Origin of the sequence: Diaphorobacter aerolatus, assembly GCF_014489535.1 — a bacterium.
Lineage (GTDB): Bacteria > Pseudomonadota > Gammaproteobacteria > Burkholderiales > Burkholderiaceae_C > Diaphorobacter_A > Diaphorobacter_A aerolatus.
The window spans coordinates 3,307,501-3,333,943 of sequence record NZ_CP060783.1 but is presented as its reverse complement, the minus strand read 5'-3'; the positions used below and the strand labels follow the sequence as shown (position 1 = coordinate 3,333,943).

General features: G+C 59.7%; 16 protein-coding genes, 5 tRNA genes, 2 rRNA genes and 4 pseudogenes (1 of these 27 cut by a window edge). 4 read left to right on the top strand and 23 right to left on the bottom strand.

Annotated elements, in window-relative coordinates; translation table 11 throughout:
• Positions 1-32 precede the first annotated feature (32 nt).
• The gene (locus H9K75_RS15490; protein ID WP_187723291.1) at positions 33-1,028 is read right to left on the bottom strand and encodes a saccharopine dehydrogenase family protein; all 996 of its coding nucleotides are present in this window, start codon (positions 1,026-1,028) and stop codon (positions 33-35) included.
• 105 nt (positions 1,029-1,133) lie between these two features.
• Between H9K75_RS15490 and H9K75_RS15485 the strand changes: the two genes are divergently transcribed.
• Positions 1,134-1,763, top strand: a complete 630-nt coding sequence (locus tag H9K75_RS15485) for a TetR/AcrR family transcriptional regulator (RefSeq protein WP_187723290.1) — start codon at positions 1,134-1,136, stop codon at positions 1,761-1,763.
• Here H9K75_RS15485 and H9K75_RS15480 read toward each other — a convergent pair.
• Positions 1,760-2,697 (bottom strand): annotated as a pseudogene (locus H9K75_RS15480) (IS3 family transposase). The gene H9K75_RS15485 and the pseudogene H9K75_RS15480 sit on opposite strands and share 4 nt — an antisense overlap.
• Before the next feature lie 37 nt (positions 2,698-2,734).
• Between H9K75_RS15480 and H9K75_RS15475 the strand changes: the two are divergent.
• Positions 2,735-3,085 (top strand): hypothetical protein, encoded by a 351-nt coding sequence (locus tag H9K75_RS15475; RefSeq protein ID WP_187723289.1) that lies wholly within the window; start codon positions 2,735-2,737, stop codon positions 3,083-3,085.
• A 113-nt stretch (positions 3,086-3,198) separates the two neighbouring features.
• On the opposite strand, the gene H9K75_RS15470 is transcribed toward H9K75_RS15475, so the two are convergent.
• The 19 genes and pseudogenes from H9K75_RS15470 to H9K75_RS15380 all read right to left on the bottom strand — a co-directional run bounded on the left by H9K75_RS15470 (position 3,199) and on the right by H9K75_RS15380 (position 23,283).
• Positions 3,199-3,274: transfer RNA gene (locus tag H9K75_RS15470), tRNA-Phe, on the bottom strand.
• 91 nt (positions 3,275-3,365) lie between these two features.
• The gene (locus H9K75_RS15465) at positions 3,366-4,121 is read right to left on the bottom strand and encodes a response regulator (RefSeq protein ID WP_187723288.1); all 756 of its coding nucleotides are present in this window, start codon (positions 4,119-4,121) and stop codon (positions 3,366-3,368) included.
• A gap of 40 nt (positions 4,122-4,161) precedes the next feature.
• Positions 4,162-6,447 carry a sensor histidine kinase gene (locus H9K75_RS15460; protein ID WP_226858744.1) on the bottom strand — a complete coding sequence of 762 codons (2,286 nt, stop codon included), beginning with the start codon at positions 6,445-6,447 and terminating at the stop codon, positions 4,162-4,164.
• 11 nt (positions 6,448-6,458) lie between these two features.
• The gene (locus tag H9K75_RS15455; RefSeq protein WP_226858254.1) at positions 6,459-7,145 is read right to left on the bottom strand and encodes a DUF4390 domain-containing protein; all 687 of its coding nucleotides are present in this window, start codon (positions 7,143-7,145) and stop codon (positions 6,459-6,461) included.
• A pseudogene (rsmB, locus tag H9K75_RS15450) lies at positions 7,102-8,503 on the bottom strand (16S rRNA (cytosine(967)-C(5))-methyltransferase RsmB). Before rsmB ends, H9K75_RS15455 begins: the two are co-directional and overlap by 44 nt.
• A 41-nt stretch (positions 8,504-8,544) precedes the next feature.
• A complete protein-coding gene (locus H9K75_RS15445; protein WP_187723287.1) occupies positions 8,545-9,105 on the bottom strand; it encodes a LemA family protein in 561 nt (186 codons plus the stop codon).
• Between the two features lie 219 nt (positions 9,106-9,324).
• Positions 9,325-13,560, bottom strand: a complete 4,236-nt coding sequence (rpoC, locus tag H9K75_RS15440; protein WP_187723286.1) for a DNA-directed RNA polymerase subunit beta' — start codon at positions 13,558-13,560, stop codon at positions 9,325-9,327.
• 22 nt (positions 13,561-13,582) lie between these two features.
• Positions 13,583-17,707 carry a DNA-directed RNA polymerase subunit beta gene (gene rpoB / locus H9K75_RS15435; RefSeq protein WP_187723285.1) on the bottom strand — a complete coding sequence of 1,375 codons (4,125 nt, stop codon included), beginning with the start codon at positions 17,705-17,707 and terminating at the stop codon, positions 13,583-13,585.
• Between the two features lie 384 nt (positions 17,708-18,091).
• A pseudogene (gene rplL / locus H9K75_RS15430) lies at positions 18,092-18,468 on the bottom strand (50S ribosomal protein L7/L12).
• 52 nt (positions 18,469-18,520) lie between these two features.
• Complete coding sequence (gene rplJ, locus H9K75_RS15425; RefSeq protein ID WP_187723284.1) at positions 18,521-19,027, bottom strand: 50S ribosomal protein L10; 507 nt, start codon at positions 19,025-19,027, stop codon at positions 18,521-18,523.
• Positions 19,028-19,268: 241 nt separating this feature from the next.
• Positions 19,269-19,964 (bottom strand): 50S ribosomal protein L1, encoded by a 696-nt coding sequence (gene rplA, locus H9K75_RS15420; protein ID WP_187723283.1) that lies wholly within the window; start codon positions 19,962-19,964, stop codon positions 19,269-19,271.
• A gap of 2 nt (positions 19,965-19,966) precedes the next feature.
• Complete coding sequence (gene rplK / locus H9K75_RS15415; protein ID WP_187723282.1) at positions 19,967-20,398, bottom strand: 50S ribosomal protein L11; 432 nt, start codon at positions 20,396-20,398, stop codon at positions 19,967-19,969.
• A gap of 130 nt (positions 20,399-20,528) precedes the next feature.
• A complete protein-coding gene (gene nusG / locus H9K75_RS15410; protein WP_187723281.1) occupies positions 20,529-21,131 on the bottom strand; it encodes a transcription termination/antitermination protein NusG in 603 nt (200 codons plus the stop codon).
• A gap of 3 nt (positions 21,132-21,134) precedes the next feature.
• Positions 21,135-21,518: a preprotein translocase subunit SecE gene (gene secE, locus H9K75_RS15405; RefSeq protein WP_187723280.1), complete on the bottom strand. Its 384-nt coding sequence runs from the start codon at positions 21,516-21,518 to the stop codon at positions 21,135-21,137.
• Between the two features lie 88 nt (positions 21,519-21,606).
• Positions 21,607-21,682 (bottom strand) — tRNA-Trp (locus H9K75_RS15400).
• Positions 21,683-21,695: 13 nt separating this feature from the next.
• Positions 21,696-22,886: an elongation factor Tu gene (gene tuf / locus H9K75_RS15395; RefSeq protein WP_187722815.1), complete on the bottom strand. Its 1,191-nt coding sequence runs from the start codon at positions 22,884-22,886 to the stop codon at positions 21,696-21,698.
• 65 nt (positions 22,887-22,951) lie between these two features.
• Positions 22,952-23,026: transfer RNA gene (locus H9K75_RS15390), tRNA-Thr, on the bottom strand.
• 45 nt (positions 23,027-23,071) lie between these two features.
• Positions 23,072-23,145, bottom strand: a tRNA-Gly gene (locus tag H9K75_RS15385).
• Positions 23,146-23,197: 52 nt separating this feature from the next.
• Positions 23,198-23,283: transfer RNA gene (locus H9K75_RS15380), tRNA-Tyr, on the bottom strand.
• Positions 23,284-23,613: 330 nt separating this feature from the next.
• Here H9K75_RS15380 and H9K75_RS25575 point away from each other — a divergent pair.
• Together H9K75_RS25575 and H9K75_RS15370 are read left to right on the top strand one after the other, a co-directional pair.
• Positions 23,614-23,661, top strand: a pseudogene (locus H9K75_RS25575) (prepilin-type N-terminal cleavage/methylation domain-containing protein); the annotation flags it as partial.
• A gap of 78 nt (positions 23,662-23,739) precedes the next feature.
• Complete coding sequence (locus H9K75_RS15370) at positions 23,740-24,150, top strand: GspH/FimT family protein (RefSeq protein WP_187723279.1); 411 nt, start codon at positions 23,740-23,742, stop codon at positions 24,148-24,150.
• Between the two features lie 100 nt (positions 24,151-24,250).
• Here the strand turns inward: H9K75_RS15370 and rrf are convergent.
• Positions 24,251-24,363 (bottom strand): 5S ribosomal RNA (rrf, locus tag H9K75_RS15365).
• Positions 24,364-24,491: 128 nt separating this feature from the next.
• Positions 24,492-26,443: ribosomal RNA gene (locus H9K75_RS15360) — 23S ribosomal RNA — on the bottom strand; it runs 926 nt beyond the window's last position.

Sequence of the window (26,443 nt, the reverse complement as noted above, 5' to 3'; positions counted from 1 at the left end):
CCTTCTATGGGCGGTAGCGGAGTAAAAGGTCATTAATGGTCGATTGACAGTGTGAGCGGTTCTGGGGCGAGGGCATTTAGAAAATGTCGTGCATCGAAAGCCTGCCCCAACGCCAGTGCGCCGTAGTTCTTAAAATCTGGCGCCAACAGCCGCATCGCGGCTTCGACCACAATAGGCGCGGATACAGCGTAAATATCTTGGCCGCTGGCACTTGCTCGCCTCGTTCCTCTTGCATCGGTGACCACGACTTCTAGTAGGAACTGTTGGGCAGAGCGACCTTGCTCATCGCTGGCGAATGGCGGCGGCGTGTCAGCAGAACGAACGTCTTCGCGCGCGTTCGCGGTGAGATAGCTGTGCAGACTGCGCACGGATAGATGCCGCGAGATGGTGATAACTTCGCTGAAGGGCAACTCAACAACGGGTTGCGCGCCATGAGGGGCAGCAAACGTCCAGTTGAGGGTTTGTGCCGGTAATGGCATCGAGGCTGTGCGCCCATCCTCTATGACCATGCGCGGCACTTGATTGCGGTCTCCCGTGCGACGCGTACCTTCTGTGGGCCACCAGTGGTCGAGCGCGACGGCTGTGGTGATCGTGTCCGCGACACCATCGCGTACTAGCACGCTGGCCAGCAGATCCGCCAGTCCACCGTAGAAACCGGCAGCCGGCATGACAGTAACACCAGTGTCTCGGGCGGGCTGGTCGTAGTTGGCAAACGTCGCCTGCGCACTGGCTTGCTCAGCGGTGACGTCCAAATAGGAGCACCTCGCACGGAGCGCGGCTTCCACTACCGATATGGATGTGTCTAAGAAAGGACCGGCACAATTTATGACAACGCCGCAGCCCGCGAATGCGCGATCCAATGCGGCCGCATCTTCGACCGAAGCGACGCGGCCCGGCACGCCGGAGGGAAGGCGAGAGGCATCACGTGTCACTGCGATAGCAGGGATCGTGCGTCGGTGAAGTTCGGCGAGAACAAATTTCCCGGTATGGCCGTTGGCCCCATAGACCGCGACGGAAGCAGGCAGCATATACACAAGCACAAGCTCCAAAAAATGAATACAGACCTGTCTGTTTCATATACAAGATACGGAAAGGTCTGTACCGTGTCAAGTGCTTCTCACAAAATTTTTCCCATGCCTGCCCAAATCTCTACAGTAGCCCATCGCAACGTCCCTCCGGGCAAGTCGCCGGACTTGCGTGAGCACATCCTCGCGACTGCGTCCGATCTGTTCTACCGGCGCGGCGTCCGCGCTGTCGGTGTCGACCTGGTCACACAGGAAGCAGGGGTGGCCAAGACCAGCCTGTACCGCCACTTCCCCACCAAGGACGACCTGATCGTTGCCTTCCTGCAGCGTGAAGACATGGATTTCTGGTCGTTCTGGGATTTCGTGGCGCAGACTCATGCGGACGATCCCATGGCAGAGCTGGAAGCGCACATGCGCTGGATCGGCGAACGACTGTCACGTTCCAACTATCGTGGCTGCCCGCAAATTAACGTGGCGGCAGAATTCGCCGATCCAGATCATCCTGCGCGCCACGTTTCGCGCGCACATATGCAGTTGCTGCGCGAGCGTCTCGACGCCATCGCGCGCCGCTTAAACGTGCGGAGTCCGCGTGAATTGGGTGCGCAATTGGCGTTATTGGTGAATGGAGCGTTCGTCAGTTCCGACATGCTCGCGCCTGATGAAGCTACTAACGTACTGCTGGCTTCGGCCCACGCACTTTGCACGCAAGCTGGACTTGAATCGCCCCGGCTTTTCTAGACGCCTTTGAGCCGTTGGGAATGTCGCTGTTCAAGGTCCCCAGGAGATCGCCCTGCTGCCGACGAATGTCGGTGCTGGGAGTTGTAGAACATCTCGATGTAATTGAATACATCGGCTCGTGCATCGCTCCGGTGCATCAAGGACCAGGCTGGTGTCGATGCGACTGCCCATGGACCATCCCACTATTTGCCTGGAGAACAGGTCAACGACGACTGCCAAGTAGAGCCAACCTTCGTGGGTTCGGATATAGGTGATGTCGGTGACCCACGACTGGTTGGGTTCGGCCACATTGAACTGCCGCTGCAGGTGATCAGGCGCGACCATTGCAGGCTTTCCACCCGGCATCCCCGGCCTGCGCCCATAGCCCGTTTGTGAGCGCAGGCCTTCACCCTTGAGCCAAGCGCGCAACCCGATGCTTACCGCAACGCTCTCCCAGATCGCGCATATCCAGCGTCAGCTTGCGATAACCGTAGACGCCGCCACTCTCCAGCCACGCTTGCTTGAGCAGGCCCAGCAGGCGCTGGTCGTCCTTTTCCCGTGGGCTGTGCGGCTGCGTCTTCCACGCCTAATAGCCGCTGGGGTGGACCTGCATCACTTTGCACATGCGTCGCACGCTATATTCCTGCTCGTGCTGCATAACGAACGCGTACCTTACCCGGACTGCCTGGCAAAGTACGCGGCGGCCTTTTTTTAAGATGTCGCTCTCCTCTGTCACACGCTTGAGTTCAGCCTTCAAACGCCGCACCTCTTCAGTGTGGGATGTCTGCGCCTGACGTTCATGTGCAGGCATGGCGTAAACCTTGATCCACTTGTAGAGGCTGTGCTGGCTCACACCGATCCGGGCGGATACATCGGCCGCCCTATGGCCTCGCTGCGTGATCTGCTTGACCGCTTCTATCTTGAATTCTTCAGGGTATGGCTGCTTGTTTGTCATGGCACCTCCTACTGGACCTCAGGTTTGAGGCCAGAAGATGTCTAGTACAGCCGAGTCGATTCACTATCAAGTTCGATCTACTACATCTGATTTCATCGAAGAAATATCAGGAGTTTCGTCAATCCACGGAGCGGAGAGAACACATGAAAGTTTCGACAGCGACTTCTTCAGCTTAGTGCCACAGGTTTGCGGCCTGCTCTCGATCACAACAGAAAGTGGCCACATTCAAGCGGATATGACCGAGCTTTCGATTTCGCTATCCCAAACACGAGAAATGCTCGACTTTGTGACTAAGCAACAGAAAGATGGATATCACACGTCTTGGCAAACAAAGACAGTTTCCTTGATGCTGCAAAGCGCTCAACACACTGCCCTCCAAAATTATTGAAGCGATCGAAGGCAGAAAACACCAAGGGCGAAGTGCGCGTCACCTCAATGGCGATGCATTTCAAAACGACAAAAGCCCGCTCAATTTCTTGAACGGGCTTCTGAACTGTTCGATGGTGGCCTGGCGCGGAATCGAACCACGGACACGCGGATTTTCAATCCGCTGCTCTACCAACTGAGCTACCGGGCCTCACTAGGAAGACTCGAATTATATACAGAGTTTTCGCCTCTTTTGACAAATTGGCGAAAAAATTCTGTGTCTCTGCTTTCTTGAATTCTCGTCAACCTCGTTTGTTGCGGCCCAAGTCTACACCGAGTTGGCGCAGCTTTCGGTAAAGATGGGTGCGTTCGAGGCCGGTCTTTTCGGCGACTCGGGTCATGGAGCCGCCTTCGCGGGCGAGGTGGAATTCAAAATAGGCTTTTTCAAAGCCGTCACGCGCCTCGCGCAGGGGGCGGTCGAGGTCGAAGCCCTGATGTGACATCGGTCCTTGGTCGACTTCCGCGACCATGACGGCTGGCGACATGCTGGCACCGGCCGTGCCATTGTGGGTCGAGCCACCGTTGTTGCCTGCGGCCATGGGCTTGCCAGCGGGCGTGGTGGCGCCTTGGCCGGGTGCGCCCGCAGCCTGTGTCTGCGCATTGTTGTTGCCGTTGCTGCCAGCGCTGTTGCCGCTGTTGCGTGCAAGCCCCTGCTCCACTGCCTTGAGCAGCTTTTGCATGGTGATGGGCTTTTCGAGAAAGGAAAACGCGCCGATGCGGGTGGCTTCTACCGCCGTGTCGATGGTGGCGTGGCCGCTCATCATGATGACGGGCATGTTGAGCATGCCGGAGGTCGCCCATTCCTTGAGCAGCGAGACGCCATCGGTGTCGGGCATCCAGATGTCGAGCAGCACCAGATCGTAGACATTGTCCACACGTGCGTTGCGAGCCTGGGTGGCGTTTTCTGCGAGGTCTACGCTGTGACCCTCGTCGTTCAGGATTTCAGACAACAGGTCCCGGATTCCCAGTTCGTCGTCAACCACCAGAATGTTTGCCATGTGTTTAGATACACCCTTATTGCACGTTATGCGCGTGTTGTTAAAGTGCTGAAGCGATGTCCAAATGGAATGATAGCGACACTTGTGCCCCTTTCACCACATCGTTTTCCACACGATTGACCAAATCGACACGTGCGCCGTGTTCATCTGCTATTTTTTTCACCACCGCGAGCCCCAATCCCGTGCCGCGCGGCTTGGTCGTAACGTAGGGCTCAAATGCCCGTTGCAGTATATGCGTGGGGAAGCCCGCCCCAGAGTCTGACACAGTCAAACGCACACGATTGGATGCGCTGTTCAGGACCGTGCTGATACGCACTGGTTTCACTGGTACAGCACTGGTTTCTGCGGCCTGTTGAGTCGCGTCCTGGGCATTTTGTAAAAGATTATGAATAACTTGCCGAAGTTGTTGCGCATCGCCCCGGATGTGGGGATTTCGCCCATCCAGCTCGGCTTCCACGGTCACCGTGGCGTTTTCCGAACCGTAGAGATGCAGCACGTCGGCGATGAGTGCGTTGAGGTCCAGCGACTGCAAGTCGGCGGTCGGCAGGCGCGCGTAATCGCGAAATTCGTTGACGAGCCGCTTCATGGCATCGACCTGATCGACGATGGTTCTGACGGACTTGTTGAGCACCGCCTCTTCCTGCGCTGGCAGCTTGCCTTCGAGCTTCATGGCCAGTCGCTCGGCTGAAAGCTGAATCGGTGTCAGCGGGTTCTTGATCTCGTGCGCAAGACGCCGCGCCACCTCGCCCCAGGCCTGGGCACGCTGGGCGGAGACGATTTCGGAGATGTCGTCGAACACGAGCAGGCGCGTGCCTTCGGGCAGTTCGGCACCACGCGCGACGAGGCTGGTGCCCTGCGTGCCGACCACGCCAGCGGGCGGCGCGTCGAGCTCGAACGGTTGTTGCCAGTGGTCGAGTCCGTGATGGCTGCGTTCGCGCTGGAACTCGTCGAAATGGCCTTGCACTGCGGCAGCGAATTCGGCGAGCCCCGGCACGTCGGCCAGCGGCTTGTCTTCGAACGCCGCCATCGGAGCCCGCAGGATGCGGGTGGCGCCGGGGTTGGACGAGATGATGATGCCCGCAGCGTCGAGCACGATGACGCCCGAGGTCAGGTTGTCCAGAATGGTTTGCAGGTTGGCGCGCGCGGCATCGACGTCACCCATGCTGCGCTCCACGGCAGCGCGCGCGTCTGCCAGTTGCTGCGTCATGGTCGCGAACGAGCGCGTGAGGCCGCCAAGCTCGTCACTGCTCTGGATCACCGCCTTGGGGCTCAGATTGCCCGAGGCCACTTCGCGAACACCGTCGGCCAGCAGCAGCAACGGCCGCACCAACTGGTTGCCGAGCAGCACCGCCAGCAGCACGGCGCCGAACACGGCGAGAAACAGGCTCAAGGTGAGCGTGCCGATGTACATGCGCCTGAGGCCTCCCCGGGCCAGCGCGCGTTCCTGGTATTCGCGATTCGCTTCCTGCACGGCGATGGCGTTGGCCACGAGCGCAGGTGGCAGCGAGACCGTGGCCTGCAGAAAACGCGGCTCGACCAGCAGCCCAAGCGTGGGAGAGTTAACGAGCACGAGCGCCTTCACCCGCACGTTGTCCTCCACGTTGGCACTGGCGATGTCGTCAAGGCCCTCGATCTGGTAGGTCGTGCGATCCTGCCGCACGGTTCGCAGTTGCTGTTGCGTCGGGCGATCAGGGTTGAGCGAAAAACGCGACTGCCCGGCGCTTGCGACCGGCTGGCCCGAAGCGTTCCAGAGCACCATGTCGGAAGCGCCGAGCTGGTCCTTGATGCGGTCGAGCACCAGTCCCGCCGCCGCGTCGGGCACGTGCGCAAGCTGGGTGCTGGATTCGCGCGTTTTCGATGCGATGTCCGAGCCCATCGTGTCCAGCGTGACGCGCGCAAGGCTCACTCCCGACGCCAATGCGCCCTCGACGCGCACGTCGAACCAGCTCTCGATTGAGCGCGACACGAACTGATAGGACACCACGTAGATCAGCAGGCCCGGAATCACCCCGACGACGGCGAAGATGCCCGCGAGCTTGAGCAACAGCCGGCTACCGAAACGCCCTCGCTTGAGCCGCATGACGAGCCGCAGCGCGCCCCAGATCAACACGGCCAGCAGCGCAAGCGCGACCAGCACGTTCACGCTCACCAGCCAGGCAAAGTTGCGCTCGTACAGATCGCGGTTGTTGGTGGCCTGCGTCAGCAGAAACAGCAACACGAGCGCAATCGCGCACATCACGGCCGCGCCGACGCCAAGCGCCCAGCGCACGGTACGTTTGCGACCGGGCTGCTGCCCGCGCGCAGGCGCTGGCGCTTGTGGAGACAGCCTCGGCGTGTTCACTTGTCGGTCTCCACCGTGCTGCTGGTCAGGCGCACGCTGCGCGAGAGCAGCAGGCTCCAGCCAGAGCGACCCACCGTGCTCAGTTGCAGCGGCCTTGGAAGTTGCGACATGTCGAGGCGAAACTGGAAGTGCAGCGTCTGCTGCCCGCCGTCCTGGATGTCGTCAGTGCTGGCGACGTTCCAGCGCGAGATGCGCTGCATGACGGCCAGCGCGTCTCCCAGCTCCTCGAAATTCTGACCGAGCGAGACGCCCAGCCCGCTGTCCGCAAACGGAGCGGAAGACTGGCTCAGACGCCAGCGGCGCGTCAATGGCTGATAGCTCAGCCGCATGTGGCGCGTGGCCTGCGCGACGGCCTTGTCGGACCAGTACCAGCGCTCGCGCACGATCTGGGTTTCCGCCACGAAATACATGGCGATGCCCTTGTAGAGCGCGTCCTGCACCTGATCGGGCAACTCGAACCGCATGGTAGTCGAGAGCAGCAGACCGTCGGCGGACTGGACCAGCCGGAAATCGGTGATCTCGGCATGCGACTGGTTCGACTGCGCGAAACCGGGCACCGGTGCGAGCAGGCACAGCAGCACGCCCATGCACAGCACCATTGGAAGCCGCCACGCCATCACCCTGCCGCGTGCCTTCCACTCACGCAGCCAGCTTTTGCAAAAGTGCGTAGTAAAAGCCGTCATGATCACCTTTCGCATTCTGGGGGAGCTTGTCATCTCCGTCGGAATGCCCGGGCATTAAATGGCCGGGGAGGTGAGTAAATGCGCATCAGTGTTGCGCGAGAGAAACGCTTTGATCTGGTTCTGCCCTTCCACGTGGAAGATCGAGCAAGTGCAGTAAAGCAGCCTTCCCCGGGCTTGACCAGGGGCCACAACGCGCTGAGCAGGCGTTCCTGCAATTGCGCGAGTTGCGGCAGATCGCTCTCGCGGCGCAACCAGCGCACGTCGGGATGACGGCGCACGATACCGGCAGCGCTGCATGGCGCATCGAGCAGGATCGCGTCGAACGGGGTTCTGTCATTGGCCTGCGGCCACCATGCGTCAACGAGTGCGGCATCGGTGACCAGCACCTGCGCGCTCAGTTGCAGTCGCTCCAGCGTCTCGCCGATGCGTCTGGCGCGGTCGCCGTCCATTTCAAGCGCCGTCACTCGCCAGTTCTGCGCCGCGCCCGCAAGCTCAAGAATGTGGGCCGTCTTGCCACCAGGGGCGGCGCAGGCGTCGAGAATCTGTAGCGGCGCGCCCTGCGCCAACCCGTCGACCAGCAGCGGCGCGGCCAGTTGCGCGGCGGCATCCTGCACGGATACGTCGCCCGATTCAAAACCAGGCAGCATTTGCACGGGCACGGCCTGACGGAGTTCAATGCCGCTCGCGCCAACCCGCGCGCCCGCCATTCCCGCTTCATCCAGCAGAGCGAGATAGGCGTCGGCAGGGCGGCGCAGCGCGTTGACGCGCAAGGTCATCGGCGCATGGGCGTTGTTGGCTTCGAGAATCTGTTGCCAGTGATCCGGGTAGTCCTTCTGCACCGCGCGAATCCACCACAACGGATGATTCCATCGGGCCACCGGATCGTCGTCGGTCGCGGCCACCAGGGCATCGCGTTCGCGCAGAAAACGCCGCAGGCAGGCATTGACGAAGCCCGCCTGACCGCGCATCGACGCATTGCGCTTGGCGGCTTCGACCGCCTGGCTCACCAGCGTGAAAGGCGGATAGGGTGCGGCGTCCTCGCTCCAGGCCAGCGCGAGCGCGGTACACAGCAGGTTGTCCACGCGCGCGGGCGGATTGCGCGGTGCCAGCGCCTTGCGCAACGCCTGCGCACGGCCCAATTGGCGCAGCGCCTGGAACAGCAGCGCCTGCACGCCGGGGCGCAGGCTGCGGTCCACCTGTTCGAGCACGGCCGTGGCCGACTGCCCGCCGCGCACGGCCTGTAGGCACTGCGCGGCAGCGTCGAGCTGCCTCCACAAGGCAACGCCCTGCGGGTCGAACGAGGACGCGCCCTGCGCGTTGGACGTGGAGGATGAAGTCTTCCTGGACTGAGTCGCCATAAGCTAAGCCGAAAAAACCAATCAAGGCGGCACGATGCCGGTCAAAGCATCAGTGCCTGCTTGAAGCCGAACACCCAGGCCAGCAGGTTCGCGGGAAACTGGGTCACGGCTTTGTTGTAATGAGCCACCGCCGTGTTGTATTGCGCGATGGCGAAATCGATCTGCGTGCCCTGGTACACGCTGCGTTCGACGAGCGAATTGAGCACCGCGTTGCCGCCGCTCTCGCCCTCGTCGCCTTCTTTCGCGGCCTGAGTCGATGCGTCCGCCAACGCCTGCCATGCGGCATCGAGCACCTTGCGACCGGCCACCAACGCGGCACCGGCGCTGGCATCCAGCGGCCTTGAGCGCATCACCGCGAGCGATGCCGCGAACTGCGTGCCCGATGCGCGCAGCGCGTCGTACATCTGCGCATCCTGCAGCATGCGCGGGCCCGAGACGGCTGCGTCATATTCGCCGAGCAACGCGGTGCGCCTGAGCAGTTCGGCATCGAGCGCGCCAAAGGCCTGGATCGCGGACGAGCGCAGACGCACCAGCCGGTTGTACGCGCCGACCGCCCAGAACACCAGCACGGCCAGGGCGATGAGCCAGCCAGTCAGGTACATACGTCGGGATCCTCCGGTCGTTGTTGATGGGATGTTTTTTCGAATGCGCGCGGCATGCCTGCAATGTAGAGCATCAGGGCCGTGCAAACTCGCCCGGACACCTCACAAAAAGAAAACTCCCGCACCGTCTGTACATGCAATGCACAGCGGGGCGGGAGTCTGTTCAGCCATCATCAACCGAAGTTGATTTCTGCGGCATGTCTGGCCGCAGCCGCGTCATCAATCCGCAGCAGCGGCGCCCTGGTCCTGGGCGGTTGGCTCGGCGGAATCATCCGCGTCGCCAGCAGTCGCCAGTTCCTCGGCTTCGGCGTCGGCGATGGCGCGGCGCTCGGCCTCGTCCATGGCGTCCTTGGCCTTGCGCGCCTGGTGGTATGCCAGACCCGTACCCGCCGGGATCAGACGACCCACGATGACGTTTTCCTTCAGGCCGCGCAGCTCGTCGCGCTTGCCCATGATGGCAGCCTCGGTGAGCACGCGGGTCGTTTCCTGGAAGGAAGCGGCCGAGATGAACGAGTCGGTCGACAGCGATGCCTTCGTGATACCCAACAGGATGTTGGAGTAGGTCGCAGGAATCTTGCCTTCCTTTTGCAGGGCTTCGTTCGTGTTGAGAATTTCCGAACGCTCGACCTGCTCGCCAGCGATGTAGGTGGACTCGCCGGTGTTCTCGACCACGACGCGACGCAGCATCTGGCGAACGATCACCTCGATGTGCTTGTCATTGATCTTCACACCCTGCAAGCGGTACACGTCCTGCACTTCGTCGACGATGTAGCGCGCCAGTTCTTCGATGCCGAGCAGGCGCAGGATGTCCTGCGGATCTGCCGGGCCGTCGACCACCAGCTCGCCCTTGTTCACCACCTGGCCTTCGTGGACCAGAACGTTCTTTTCCTTCGGAACCAGCTCGTCCCAGACCTTGCCTTCGGGATCGGTGATCTGCAGACGCACCTTGCCCTTGGTTTCCTTGCCGAACGAGATCGTGCCGGTCATTTCGGCCAGCATGCCCTTGTCCTTGGGCGAGCGCGCTTCGAACAGTTCGGCCACACGTGGCAGACCACCGGTAATGTCGCGGGTCTTCTGACCTTCGACCGGGATACGGGCCAGCACCTCGCCGGGGCCCACGTCCTGATCGTCGCGCACCTGAATCAGCGCGCCGACCTGGAAGCCGATCGTCACCGAGTGATCGGTGCCGGGAATCTTGACTTCCTGGCCGTTCGCATCGATCAGCTTGACCTGTGGACGCACCACCTTGGCAGAGCCACGGCGCTTGGGATCGATCACCACCAGCGTGGACAGACCGGTCACTTCGTCGACCTGCTTCGCAACGGTGAGGCCTTCCTCGACGTTCTCGAACTTCACGCGACCAGCGTACTCGGTGATGATCGGGCGCGTCAGCGGGTCCCAGTTGGCGAGAATCGCGCCAGCCTTGATCTGCTGATCGGCCTTGATCGTCAGCGTGGCACCGTACGGCACCTTGTGACGCTCACGCTCGCGACCGTTGTCGCTGATGATGATCTCGCCGGAACGCGAAATCACGACCAGCTCACCCTTGGTGTTGGTCACATAGCGCATCGTGCTGTTGAAGCTGATCGAACCGTTCGACTTGGCTTCCACGCTCGAAGCGATGGCCGCACGCGAAGCCGCACCACCGATGTGGAACGTACGCATGGTCAGCTGGGTACCAGGCTCACCGATGGACTGGGCAGCAATCACACCCACGGCTTCGCCGAGGTTGATCAGGCCGCCACGACCCAGATCGCGACCGTAGCACTTGGCGCACAGGCCGTAGCGGGTTTCGCAGGTCAGCGCGGTGCGCACCTTCACCTCGTCCACACCCTGGGCTTCGATTTCCTCGATCGTGTCTTCTTCCAGCAGAGTGCCTGCGGGAACCAGCACGGCGCGGGTCTCGGGATGGGTGATGTCTTCGGCAGCGACGCGGCCGAGGATACGGTCACGCAGCGATTCGATGGTTTCACCGCCTTCGACGATGGCGCGCATGATGGAGCCGTTGTGCGTGCCGCAATCGAGTTCGGTCACCACGAGATCCTGCGTCACGTCGACCAGACGACGCGTGAGGTAACCCGAGTTGGCCGTCTTCAACGCCGTATCCGCCAGACCCTTGCGGGCACCGTGGGTGGAGATGAAGTACTGCAACACGTTCAGACCTTCGCGGAAGTTCGCGGTGATCGGTGTCTCGATGATCGAGCCGTCAGGCTTTGCCATCAGACCACGCATGCCTGCAAGCTGGCGAATCTGCGCCGCGGAACCGCGAGCGCCGGAGTCGGCCATCATGTAGATCGAGTTGAACGATTCCTGATCGACTTCGTTGCCATGGCGGTCGATGGTCTTTTGCTTGGCCAACTGGGCCATCATGACCTTGGAGACTTCGTCACCGGCCTTGCCCCAGATGTCCACGACCTTGTTGTAGCGCTCGCCCGTGGTCACGAGACCGGAGACGTATTGCTGCTCGATCTCTTTGACTTCCTTTTCGGCGCGACCGATGATTTCCGCCTTCTGCGGCGGCACCAGCATGTCGTCCACACAGATGGAAATACCGGCACGCGTGGCGAGGCGGAAGCCGTTTTGCAGCAGCTTGTCTGCGAACACGACGGTTTCCTTCAGGCCGCACTTGCGGAAGCTGGTGTTGATCAGCTTGGAGATTTCCTTCTTCTTGAGCGCCTTGTTGATGTTCGCGAACGCCAGGCCCTTGGGCAGGATTTCGGACAGCAACGCACGGCCCACGGTGGTTTCCACGAGCTTGGTCTCGGGCTCGAATTCGCCCGTGGCCTTGTTCTTGTTCCACTCCACCAGACGCACGCTGATGCGCGAGGCCAGTTCGACCTGGTCGGCGTCGAGTGCGCGCTGCACTTCGCCCACGTCGGCGAACACCATGCCTTCGCCCTTGCCGTTGATCTTGTCGCGGGTGGCCGAGTACAGACCCAGCACCACGTCCTGCGAAGGAACGATCGAAGGCTCGCCCGACGCCGGGAACAGCACGTTGTTCGACGCCAGCATCAGTGTGCGGGCTTCGAGCTGCGCTTCCACCGACAGCGGCACGTGAACGGCCATCTGGTCACCGTCAAAGTCGGCGTTGAAGGCCGCGCAGACGAGTGGGTGCAGCTGGATCGCCTTGCCTTCGATGAGGATCGGCTCGAACGCCTGAATGCCCAGACGGTGCAGCGTAGGCGCACGGTTGAGCATGATCGGGTGTTCCTTGATCACTTCCTCAAGAATGTCCCACACGACGGGCGTGCCGGCTTCCACTTCCTTCTTCGCGGCCTTGATGGTCGTGGCGATGCCCATCGCTTCGAGGCGCGAGAAGATGAATGGCTTGAACAGCTCGAGCGCCATCTGCTTGGGCAGACCGCACTGGTGCAGCTTGAGGTAAGGACCCACGGTAATCACGGAACGACCGGAGTAGTCCACGCGCTTGCCCAGCAGGTTCTGACGGAAACGACCGCTCTTGCCCTTGATCATGTCGGCCAGCGACTTGAGGGCGCGCTTGTTTGCACCGGTCATCGCCTTGCCGCGACGGCCGTTGTCCAGCAGCGAATCCACGGCTTCCTGCAACATGCGCTTTTCGTTGCGCGCAATGATTTCCGGAGCCTTCAGCTCCAGCAGGCGGCGCAGACGCGAGTTGCGGTTGATGACGCGGCGATACAGGTCGTTCAGGTCGGACGTGGCGAAGCGGCCACCATCGAGCGGCACCAGCGGACGCAGGTCCGGTGGCAGCACGGGCAGCACTTCGAGCACCATCCATTCGGGCTTGATGCCGGACTTCTTGAACGCCTCGAGCACCTTCAGGCGCTTGGCGTTCTTCTTGACCTTGACTTCGGAGCCGGTCAGGTCACCGCGCAGACGCTCGATCTCGAGATCGATGTCGATGCCTTCGAGCAGGTCCTTGATGCCTTCGGCGCCCATCTTGGCGATGAATTCATCGCCGTATTCCTTGCGCTTGGCGTCGTAGTCGTCCTCGGACATGATGCCGAATTTCTTCAGCGGAGTCATGCCGGGATCGGTCACCACGTAGGCTTCGAAGTACAGCACGCGTTCGATGTCGCGCAGCGTCATGTCGAGCACCAGGCCCAGACGCGACGGCAGCGACTTCAGGAACCAGATGTGCGCGCACGGAGCGGCCAGGTCGATGTGACCCATGCGCTCGCGGCGAACCTTGGTCTGCGTGACTTCAACGCCGCACTTCTCGCAGATCACACCGCGGTGCTTGAGGCGCTTGTACTTGCCGCACAGGCATTCGTAGTCCTTGATCGGGCCGAAGATCTTGGCGCAGAACAGGCCGTCGCGCTCGGGCTTGAACGTGCGGTAGTTGATCGTCTCAGGCTTCTTCACCTCACCGAAAGACCACGAACGGATCTTCTCGGGCGAAGCCATGCCGATCTTGATGGCATCGAAATGCTCATCGGGCGTGAATTGTTTGAACAGGTCGAGTAACGATTTCATGGACTCTTTCCCTTTTCAATGATTAAGAACGTTCCAGTTCGATGTCCAGGCCCAAGGAACGGATTTCCTTGACCAGCACATTGAACGATTCCGGCATGCCGGCTTCGATCGAGTGTTCGCCCTTGACGATGTTCTCGTACACCTTGGTACGACCCACCACGTCGTCGGACTTCACCGTCAGCATTTCCTGCAGCACGTAGGCGGCGCCGTAGGCCTCGAGCGCCCACACTTCCATCTCACCGAAACGCTGGCCGCCGAACTGGGCCTTGCCGCCGAGCGGCTGCTGCGTCACGAGCGAGTACGGACCGGTGGAGCGCGCATGCATCTTGTCGTCGACCAGATGGTGCAGCTTCAGGTAATGCATGTAGCCGATGGTCGTCGGGCGCTCGAAGCGCTCGCCGGTACGGCCGTCATACAGGTAGGCCTGGGTACGTGTGTCGGTCAGGCCCTTGGACTTGGCGATGTCTTCCGGATAGGCCAGCTTGAGCATGTCCTTGATCTCGGCTTCCGAGGCGCCATCGAACACGGGCGATGCATAAGGCACGCCGGTGCGCAGGTTGTCCGCCATCGACATCACTTCGTCGTCGGTCAACTGCGACAGCTCTTCCTTGCGACCGCTCGAGTTGTAGATCTGCTCCATCAGCGCGCGAATTTCTTCGGCACGTGCATGATCGCGCAGCATCGCGTCGATGCGATGACCCAGACCCTTGCCGGCCCAGCCCAGGTGGACTTCGAGCACCTGACCGATGTTCATGCGCGATGGCACGCCCAGCGGGTTCAGCACGATGTCGGCGGTGGTTCCGTCGGCCAGATACGGCATGTCTTCCACCGGCGTGATCTTGGAGACCACGCCCTTGTTGCCGTGACGGCCGGCCATCTTGTCACCGGGCTGCAGGCGACGCTTGACGGCAAGGTAGACCTTGACCATCTTCAGCACGCCAGCGGGCAGCTCATCACCTTGCGTGAGCTTCTTGCGCTTTTCTTCAAAGGCCAGATCGAAGGCGTGACGTGTCTGCTCCAGCGCGTTCTTGATCGACTCGAGCTGCGAAGCGACGTTGTCTTCGGCAGGACGGATGTCGAACCAGTGGAACTTGTCCACGCCGTCGAGATACGCCTTGTCGATCTTCGTGCCCTTGGCGAGCTTCTGCGGGCCGCCGTTGGCGACATGGCCGATCAGCAGCTTCTCGATACGGTCGAACGCGTCGGCTTCCACGATGCGAAGCTGGTCGTTCAGGTCGAGGCGATAGCGCTTGAGTTCATCGTCGATGATCTGCTGGGCGCGCTTGTCGCGCTGGATGCCTTCACGCGTGAACACCTGCACGTCGATCACGGTGCCTTGCGAGCCCTGATCCACACGCAGCGAGGTGTCCTTCACGTCCGAAGCCTTCTCGCCGAAGATCGCGCGCAGCAGCTTTTCTTCCGGCGTGAGCGTGGTCTCGCCCTTGGGCGTGACCTTGCCGACCAGCGTGTCGCCGGGCTGCACTTCCGCACCCACGTAGATGATGCCGGACTCGTCGAGGCGGTTCAGTTGCTGCTCCGAGAGATTCGGAATGTCGCGCGTGATTTCCTCGGCACCGAGCTTGGTGTCGCGCGCCATCACCACCAGTTCCTCGATGTGGATCGAGGTGTAGCGGTCTTCTGCCACGATGCGCTCGTTGATCATCACCGAGTCTTCGTAGTTGTAGCCGTTCCATGGCATGAACGCGATCAGCATGTTCTGGCCGATGGCGATTTCACCCAGATCGGTCGAGGCACCGTCGGCCACCACGTCACCCTTGGCCAGCTTGTCGCCCTTCTGGACGATGGGACGCTGGTGGATGTTGGTGTTCTGGTTGGAACGCTGGTACTTGATGAGGTTGTAGATGTCCACGCCGACTTCGCCTGCAACGGCTTCGTCGTCGTTCACACGCACCACGATGCGGGTGGCATCGACATAGTCCACCACGCCACCACGCGTTGCCGTCACCACGGTGCCGGAGTCCACCGCCGCCACGCGCTCGATGCCCGTGCCGACCATCGGCTTTTCGGGACGCAGCACAGGCACGGCCTGACGCGACATGTTGGCGCCCATCAGCGCGCGGTTCGCATCGTCGTGTTCGAGGAACGGAACCAGCGAGGCCGCCACGGAGACGATCTGCGCAGGCGACACGTCCATGTACTGCACGCGCTCGGCGGACACGAGGGTGGATTCACCCTGCTCACGCGCCGACACCAGATCACCGGTCAGGCGGCCAGTGTCGTCGAGCGCCGCATTGGCCTGGGCGATGATGTACTTGCCTTCTTCGATGGCCGACAGGTAGTCGATCTCCATCGTGACCTTTCCATCCACCACGCGGCGATACGGTGTCTCGATGAAACCGTATTCGTTCAGGCGGGCGTACAAGGCCAGCGAGTTGATCAGACCGATGTTCGGACCTTCAGGCGTTTCGATCGGGCAGACGCGACCGTAGTGGGTCACGTGCACGTCACGCACTTCGAAGCCGGCACGCTCGCGCGTCAAACCGCCCGGGCCAAGTGCCGATACGCGGCGCTTGTGGGTGATCTCGGCCAGAGGGTTGGTCTGGTCCATGAACTGCGAGAGCTGCGATGCGCCGAAGAATTCCTTCAGTGCGGCAGAGATCGGCTTGGAGTTGATCAGGTCGTGCGGCATCAGCGGCTCTTGCTCGGCCTGACCCAGACGCTCCTTCACGGCCTTCTCGATACGTGCCAGACCGGTGCGGTACTGGTTTTCGGCCAGCTCGCCCACGCAGCGCACGCGGCGATTGCCCAGGTGATCGATGTCATCGACTTCGCCCTTGCCGTTGCGCAGGTCCACGAGGATCTTCACCACCGACAGGATGTCGTCGTTGTCCAGCACCATCGGGCCGGTCGCGCCATCGCGTCCGACCTTGGCGTTGAACTTCATGCGGCCCACGCGCGACAGGTCGTAGGTGTCCGGGTTGTAGAACAGGCGCTGGAACAGTGCCTGCACGGCGTCTTCCGTTGGTGGCTCGCCGGGACGCATCATGCGGTAGATGGCCACACGCGCCGCGAACTCGTCCACGGTTTCGTCGATGCGCAGGGTCTGCGACATGTACGCGCCCTGATCCAGCTCGTTGGTGTAGATGCACTGGATTTCGCGCACGCCGGCGGAGCGCAGCTTTTTGAGCAGCGCTTCGGTCAGCTCTTCGTTGGCCTTGGCGATGATTTCACCGGTGTCGGTGTCCACGATGTTGCGGGCCACCACGCGGCCGATGAGGAAATCCTCGGGCACGCTCACGTGGGTGGTGTTCGATTGCTCGAGTTCGCGGGTGTGGCGCGCGGTGATGCGCTTGTCCTTGGCGACGACCACCTTGCCGGACTTGTCCGTGATGTCAAAACGTGCGACCTCGCCCTTGAAGCGATCGGGCACGAATTCCATCTGCGCGCCGCTGTCCATCAGGCGGAAGTTGTCGTTGACGAAGAAGTTCGCGAGGATCGATTCCGGGTTCAGGCCGATGGCCTTGAGCAGAATCGTCACGGGCATCTTGCGGCGACGGTCGACGCGGAAGTACAGGATGTCCTTCGGATCGAATTCGAAGTCGAGCCACGAACCACGGTAGGGAATGATGCGTGCCGAGAACAGCAGCTTGCCCGAGCTGTGGGTCTTTCCCTTGTCGTGCTCGAAGAACACGCCGGGCGAGCGGTGCAGCTGAGACACGATCACGCGCTCGGTACCGTTGATGATGAACGAGCCCTTGTCAGTCATCAGGGGCACTTCGCCCATGTAGACTTCCTGCTCCTTCACTTCCTTGACCACCTTGGACTGGGACGTGGAAGATTCGCGGTCGTAGATGATCAATTGCACCTTGGCGCGCACGGCCGATGCAAAGGTCAGACCACGGGTCTGGCACTCACGCACGTCGAATGCGGGTTTGGCGAGGTTGTACTCGACAAACTTCATTTCGACGAAACCGTTGTGCGAAACGATGGGGAATGCAGCATTGAATGCGGCTTGCAAGCCGTCATCGCTGCGCTTTTGCGGGGCTGTCCCGGATTGCAGGAATGCGGTGTACGCATCGCGCTGCATCTGCAACAGGTAAGGCACTTTGAGCACACTGTCACGGCTGCCGAAGCTCTTGCGAATCCGCTTGCGCTCGGTGTAGCTGTACGTGGAAGTTTGGGCCATGAGATCTCCAGGCAAAGACATGAAACTGGTCTTCGACGACTGCCCTACAAGGCGTGCTTGTAGGCTTGGCGGTTGGCCACTACCAACCATGGCGGACGGCGATGCATTGCACATCGCCCGAACCAAGGCACCTTCTGCTGTCGGATGAATCAGAAGGCACTAGAAAACGGTTACAGTGAAACCGCTTTCTGGTGCACTCTACTTACTCTCTGCGCGCCCACATCTACCGGACGCCACTGCCCCCAAATTAGCCCTTGATCTGACAACAAAACGACCGGGCGGTCGCCAGACAAGTTGCGTTCCGACGAGCGGACAAAGCCGTTTGCCAGAAGCGCCAAAGGCTGGAGGCCCCATCGGAACCTCCAGCCCTCAAAACTGAAAGAATTACTTCAGTTCAGCCTTGGCACCAGCTTCGGTCAGCTTCTTGGCAGCTGCTTCGGCGTCAGCCTTGGCATGGCTTCCTTCAGGGTCTTGGGAGCGCCGTCGACCATGTCCTTGGCTTCCTTCAGGCCCAGACCGGTGATTTCACGCACGGCCTTGATCACGCCAACCTTGTTGGCACCTGTTTCGAGCAGAACCAGGTTGAATTCAGTCTTTTCTTCCACAGCAGCAGCGCCACCGCCGGCACCGCCAGCAGCGGGAGCAGCCATAGCAGCGGCGGACACGCCGAACTTCTCTTCAATGGCCTTAACCAGCTCATTGAGTTCCATGACCGTCATGCTGTCCAGCGCGGTCAAGAATGCGTCTTTATCGAATGCCATTTTGATTTCCTAACAATTGGTTTATATGGGGACGACTGCGTGCTTTTCAAATTTAAGCAGCTGCAGTTTCGCCTTCGCCCTTCTTTGCCGCCAGAGCGCCCAGCACAACGGCTGTACGCGAGATAGGCGACATGAGCAAGCCACACAGCTGAGCCAGCAGAACTTCCTTGGTAGGAATGTTCGCCAGTTCCTTAACGCCGTTCACGTCCAGGGCCTTGCCTGCGAAGGCGCCACCGCGAATCACCAACTTGTCGTTGGTCTTCGCGAAGTCGGCCACCACCTTGGCGGCGGCCACAGCGTCTTCGGAGAAGCCATAGATCAGAGGACCGGTCATCTGGTCGGCGACGATGTCGAACTGGCTGCCAGCCACAGCACGACGTGCCAGAGTGTTCTTCAGAACGCTCAGGGAAACGCCCTTGCTGCGAGCATCAACGCGCAGTTTGGTCATGTCAGCGACCGTGATGCCACGGTATTCCGCGATCACCAGCGTTTGAGCTTTTGCGGCGAGGCTGGTCACTTCATTGATGACCGCTTCTTTCTCACTGCGATTAAGACTCAAGGTCTACTCCTTCATTTGCGCACTTCGAGCCAGGCTCTCTGTGCGCGCTTAAGTTGCAGCGACCAACTGTTGAGGAAAAATTTCTCGTTCCATCTGCAGCGGGATCGCCATCTGCGTTGGCATCCACATGATTTAAGTGCAGCGAATCTGCACACCAACGGTCTTGGATGACCCGACGCATCTCTGCGCCGACCCACCACTGAGGCACTCTTGCAAGCGCCTCAAGATCTTTTCAAGGCAATTACGCTGCGATGGTCTGTGTATCAACGCGGACGCCAACGCCCATCGTCGAAGACACTGCGACCTTGCGCAGGTAAACGCCCTTGCTCGTAGCAGGCTTGGACTTGTTCAGAGCGTCGATCAGAGCGGCCAGGTTGCCCTGGAGCTTGTCGTTCTCGAACGAGCGACGGCCAATGGTGCCGTGGATGATGCCGGCCTTGTCAACGCGGAACTGGATCTGGCCAGCCTTGGCGTTCTTGACGGCAGTAGCCACGTCAGGAGTCACGGTGCCCACCTTGGGGTTGGGCATCAGGCCACGTGGGCCGAGGATCTGACCGAGCGTACCCACGACACGCATTGCGTCGGGAGCAGCGATCACCACGTCGAAAGGCATGTCGCCAGCCTTGACCATGGCAGCCAGATCATCCATGCCGACGATGTCGGCACCGGCAGCCTTGGCTTCATCAGCCTTGGCGCCTTGGGCGAACACAGCCACGCGCGTGGTCTTGCCAGTTCCATGGGGCAGCACGACGGCGCCACGCACGACCTGGTCCGACTTCTTGGCATCCACGCCGAGTTGCACAGCAACGTCGATGGACTCGTCGAACTTGGCGGTAGCGGCTTCCTTCACGATAGCCACAGCGTCGGCGAATGGGTACAGCTTGTTGCTGTCGACCTTGCCGGCCAATGCTTTTTGCTTCTTGGTCAACTTTGCCATGATTACAGTCCTTCCACAGTAACGCCCATGGAGCGGGCCGAACCTGCCAGGGTACGCACGGCAGCGTCCACGTCGGCTGCGTTCATGTCCTTGAGCTTGGTCTTGGCGATTTCTTCCAGCTGAGCGCGGGTGATCTTGCCGACCTTGGTGGCCAGAGGATTCGAAGAACCCTTGTCCAGCTTGATGGCCTTCTTGATCAGCACGGTGGCTGGAGGCGTCTTGATGATGAACGTGAAGCTCTTGTCAGCAAACGCAGTGATCACCACAGGCAGTGGCAGGCCGGGCTCAACACCCTGGGTCTGCGCATTGAATGCCTTGCAGAATTCCATGATGTTCAGACCGCGCTGACCCAGCGCCGGACCGATTGGAGGAGATGGATTTGCCTTACCAGCTGGAACTTGCAGCTTGATAAAGCCGACGATTTTTTTCGCCATGGCTAGTTTTCCTTGCGGGTCATAACGCAAACCTTGAAGTTCAAGGCCTGCTCCCCGGGGTTGCAGCTCGAATACAAAGTGGTTGCCGGTACAGAGCTGTAAAGCACCGACTCACTGATCTTTTTGCAGATCAGGTCTTTTCGACCTGAGCGAATTCCAATTCGACCGGTGTGGAGCGACCAAAAATCATCACCGACACGCGCAGACGATTCTTTTCGTAGTTCACTTCTTCCACGGAACCGTTGAAGTCGGTGAACGGGCCTTCCTTCACTCGGATCAGCTCACCCACGGTGAACTCGATCTTGTGACGTGGCTTCTCCGTACCCTCTTCCATCTGGCTGACGATCTTCTGCACCTCATCGTCGGAGATGGGGGCCGGACGGTTCTTCGAACCTCCCACGAAACCCGTGACCTTGCTGGTGTGCTTGACCAGATGCCAGGTATCGTCTTCCATCACCATTTCGACGAACACATAGCCAGGGTACAGACGACGCTCGGTCGTCTTGCGCTGGCCATTCTTCATTTCGACCACTTCTTCGGTCGGCACCAGAATGCGGCCAAACTTGTCCTGCATGCCCGCACGGGCGATGCGCTCCGTGATGTTGCGCTCTACCGCCTTCTCCATGCCCGAATAGGCATGAACGATATACCAACGCAGATCCGGATTGCCAGATGCGACAGGAGCCGGAACCGCAGACGCGGCGCCAGCATTCTCAATGGCGTCATCAGTCATCAGTTACTTCCTCCAGCCCAGAATCAAATCGTACAGAAGCCATTCCAGCGTCTTGTCCGTGAACCACAGAAACAGCGCCATGATCACCACGAAGGCGAACACATAGGCCGTCATCTGCAGGGTTTCCTTGCGCGTGGGCCAGACAACCTTGTGCACTTCCTTCCACGCATCACGCGCGAAAGCCACGAACTGGCGTCCCGGCTCGGAAACCAGAAACACCACGACGGCCGCGACCAGGCCCGCCAATAGCACCGCCCACTGCACGATCGGGCCTTGCCTCGAAAGCAAGTAGAACCCGGCAATGGAGGCCAGCACCAGCACAACGGCAAGGGCGATCTTCGCCTTGTCCGCGCCGGTACTAACTGTTTCAACCTGAGAAGTGGCCATAAGTGACTGCAATCATTTCCTGTTCCGGCATCTCACAAGACGCCGAAGCCCGCCAGGGCTTGGCGGGCTTTTGTTCACCACCCTTGGGTGGCAGGGGCAGTAGGAATCGAACCTACAACCTTCGGTTTTGGAGACCGACGCTCTGCCAATTGAGCTATACCCCTTCGATCCTACGAATTACGCAATGATCTTGGCAACCACGCCGGCGCCGACGGTACGGCCACCTTCGCGGATGGCGAAACGCAGACCTTCTTCCATGGCGATCGGGGCGATCAGCTTCACGGTGATGGACACGTTGTCACCAGGCATGACCATTTCCTTGTCTGCGGGCAGCTCGATCGAGCCGGTCACGTCAGTCGTGCGGAAATAGAACTGTGGGCGGTAGTTGTTGAAGAAAGGAGTGTGGCGACCGCCTTCGTCCTTCGACAGAACATACACCTCAGCGGTGAAGTGCGTGTGCGGCTTGATGGAGCCGGGCTTGCACAGCACCTGGCCACGCTCGACGTCTTCGCGCTTCGTGCCGCGCAGCAGCAGACCCACGTTGTCGCCAGCCTGGCCCTGGTCCAGCAGCTTGCGGAACATTTCCACGCCAGTGACCGTGGTCTTCTGGGTGTCACGGATACCGACGATTTCGATTTCTTCGCCGACCTTGACGATACCGCGCTCGATACGGCCCGTCACCACGGTACCGCGACCGGAGATCGAGAACACGTCTTCCACAGGCATCAGGAAGGCACCGTCCACAGCGCGCTCGGGCGTGGGGATGTAGGTGTCCAGCGCTTCGGCCAGCTTCATGATGGCGGGCTCGCCCTTGTCGGACTGGTCGCCTTCCAGAGCCAGCTTGGCGGAACCGCGAACGATCGGGGTGTCATCGCCAGGGAATTCGTACTTGTCGAGGAGCTCGCGAACTTCCATTTCGACCAGCTCGAGCAACTCTTCGTCGTCCACCATGTCGCACTTGTTCAGGAACACGATGATGTAGGGCACGCCCACCTGACGGGCCAGCAGGATGTGCTCGCGGGTCTGGGGCATCGGGCCGTCAGCAGCGGAGCACACCAGAATCGCGCCGTCCATCTGTGCGGCGCCGGTGATCATGTTCTTCACATAGTCAGCGTGGCCGGGGCAGTCAACGTGTGCGTAGTGGCGGTTAGCCGTTTCGTACTCGACGTGAGCGGTGTTGATGGTAATGCCGCGGGCCTTTTCTTCAGGCGCAGCATCGATCTGGTCGTAAGCCTTGGCTTCGCCGCCAAACTTCTTCGACAGAACGGTAGCGATTGCAGCCGTCAGCGTGGTCTTGCCGTGGTCCACGTGACCGATGGTACCGACGTTGACGTGCGGCTTGGTCCGCTCGAACTTTTCCTTTGCCATTTCTTGACTCCGAAAACTACACCCAAAATAAAAGGCGCTACCCGAACGGATGCACCTGAAACTTGTGGTGCCCATGGCGGGAATCGGACCCGCGACCTCTCCCTTACCAAGGGAGTGCTCTACCACTGAGCCACATGGGCAACTTCACAGCGCATTGCGCTCCAACATTTCTCCAAACCAACCTATGGAGCGGGAGACGGGAATCGAACCCGCGTCATTAGCTTGGAAGGCTAAGGTTCTACCATTGAACTACTCCCGCCCGGTCATTCAACCAGCGTCGCACCCCAACGAGGACCTCGACTCTCAAAATTTGGTGGAGGGGACTGGATTCGAACCAGTGTAGGCGTAAGCCAACAGATTTACAGTCTGCCCCCTTTAGCCACTCGGGCACCCCTCCGGAGAACTTGCAATTATAGCGACTTTTTTAGCCTCTTCCAACAAACTGCCAAAAATTTCTGGCGTTCCGTGGAAATTTCCAATCAGTCCAACTGCATTCAGCATTCTAGCCCGGGTTGATCACCACTTCCGGGAAAACGCGTAGAGAAAGTGGCGAACCGCTCCTCACTTTGTTCTTCATCGCCGTGCCCTTGGGGCCTGTTCCAACGAGATCAATCCATCGCGAACTCCTTGCCGGTACAAGGAAGTTTTCCGGTTTTGAGCTCCACTCCATGTCAGTCACGACGAATCGCCTGCATGCTTCCTCCAAAGCTACGCCGCCGCGTGGGGCATTAACCTCGTCGGATTCACGCTTGTCGAACTTCTCTGCGTCGTCGCGCTGCTGGGGATTCTCGTCACGTTGGCAACGCCCGATTTCTCCAGATTGATCCAGAAGTATCGGATCAACCAGGCCGTCATGGAGCTCAGGGGCGCGCTTCAAGTCGCCCGCTCCGACGCCGTTCGACGCTCGGAAGACATCAAGCTGAAGAAAATCGACGCCGCAGATGGCAGAAGCTGTGCGGCCTCGCCCGCTGACTGGAGTTGCGGCTGGATCGTGTTTCGCGACGAGAATGGTGATGGTGCATACACGGTGAACAGCGAAGACGAGTTGCTGCAAACGTTTCCCGCGCCATCGAATACCTCGGTGCGCTTTACAAGCAATGCCACCTACCTGACCGTCAACCGCTGGGGCGCAATCAACGGAGTCGGCGCTAGTTTTGTGATTTCACCGCAATCACCATTGGGCAGCACATCAGGCCTGGAAATGGCAGTTTGCGTTTCCTCGGGCGGGCGCATTCGCTGGATCACCGGCTCCAGTTGCTCTTGAGGCGGCTTGCGTCTAACCCACACTGCTTTCATTTGGTGCGTCGCACAAAGCAAGACGCCCTCCGACTCATGAGGAGTGGAGGGCGTCTTGGGCTGTAAGAGCCTGACGATGACCTACTTTCACACGGGAACCCGCACTATCATCGGCGCGAAGTCGTTTCACTGTCCTGTTCGGGATGGGAAGGAGTGGTGCCAACTTGCTATGGTCATCAGGCATAACGGGGTGCTTGGCAGTTCTGTGGGAGAACTGCGTTGCGAATTCATAGAGTCTGGGATCAGTTTTGATTGCGTCTTGGCATAACTTACAAGTCTTGAGCTATTCAAAGTCATTATCAAAGTTATAGGGTCAAGCCGCACGGGCAATTAGTACTGGTTAGCTTAAAGCATTGCTGCTCTTCCACACCCAGCCTATCAACGTCGTGGTCTACAACGACCCTTCAGGGGGCTCGAGGCCCCGGCAGATCTCATCTTGAAACGAGTTTCCCGCTTAGATGCTTTCAGCGGTTATCTCTTCCACACATAGCTACCCTGCGATGCCACTGGCGTGACAACAGGTACACCAGAGGTGTGTCCACTCCGGTCCTCTCGTACTAGGAGCAGGCTTCCTCAAATCTGCAGCGCCCACGGAAGATAGGGACCAAACTGTCTCACGACGTTTTAAACCCAGCTCACGTACCTCTTTAAATGGCGAACAGCCATACCCTTGGGACCGACTACAGCCCCAGGATGAGATGAGCCGACATCGAGGTGCCAAACACCGCCGTCGATATGAACTCTTGGGCGGTATCAGCCTGTTATCCCCAGAGTACCTTTTATCCGTTGAGCGATGGCCCTTCCATACAGAACCACCGGATCACTATGTCCTGCTTTCGCATCTGCTCGACTTGTCAGTCTCGCAGTTAAGCACGCTTATGCCATTGCACTATCGTCACGATGTCCGACCGTAACTAGCGTACCTTCGAACTCCTCCGTTACACTTTGGGAGGAGACCGCCCCAGTCAAACTGCCTACCATGCACTGTCCCCGATCCAGATAATGGATCCAGGTTAGAACCTCAAACACACCAGGGTGGTATTTCAACGTTGGCTCCATGTGATCTAGCGACCACACTTCAAAGCCTCCCACCTATCCTACACAGATCTGTTCAAAGTCCAATACAAAGCTACAGTAAAGGTTCATGGGGTCTTTCCGTCTTTCCGCGGGGAGATTGCATCATCACAAACATTTCAACTTCGCTGAGTCTCAGGAGGAGACAGTGTGGCCATCGTTACGCCATTCGTGCAGGTCGGAACTTACCCGACAAGGAATTTCGCTACCTTAGGACCGTTATAGTTACGGCCGCCGTTTACTGGGACTTCAATCAAGAGCTTGCACCCCATCATTTAATCTTCCAGCACCGGGCAGGCGTCACACCCTATACGTCCACTTTCGTGTTTGCAGAGTGCTGTGTTTTTAATAAACAGTCGCAGCCACCGATTTTTTGCAACCCCTTTCTGCTCCGTTTGTTCAACTTCACATACCGGGGGCATACCTTCTCCCGAAGTTACGGTATCAATTTGCCGAGTTCCTTCTCCTGAGTTCTCTCAAGCGCCTTAGAATACTCATCTCGCGCACCAGTGTCGGTTTGCGGTACGGTCGTCAATAGCTGAAGCTTAGTGGCTTTTCCTGGAAGCAGGGTATCACTCACTTCGTGTGCAAGCACACTCGTTATCACCCCTCATCTTAGCCCGGCGGATTTGCCTACCAGGCACGACTACAGGCTTGAACCAACATGTCCAACAGTTGGCTGAGCTAACCTTCTCCGTCCCCACATCGCACTATTGATCGGTACAGGAATATTGACCTGTTTCCCATCAGCTACGCATCTCTGCCTCGCCTTAGGGCCGACTCACCCTACGCCGATGAACGTTGCGTAGGAAACCTTGCGCTTACGGCGAGCGGGCTTTTCACCCGCTTTAACGCTACTCATGTCAGCATTCGCACTTCTGATACCTCCAGCATCCGTCTCCAGACACCTTCACAGGCTTACAGAACGCTCTCCTACCACGTGCAATAAATTGCACATCCGCAGCTTCGGTAACTGGCTTGAGCCCCGTTACATCTTCCGCGCAGGACGACTCGATCAGTGAGCTATTACGCTTTCTTTAAATGATGGCTGCTTCTAAGCCAACATCCTGACTGTTTTAGCCTTCCCACTTCGTTTCCCACTTAGCCAATTTTAGGGACCTTAGCTGGCGGTCTGGGTTGTTTCCCTCTTGAGTCCGGACGTTAGCACCCGGTGCTCTGTCTCCCAA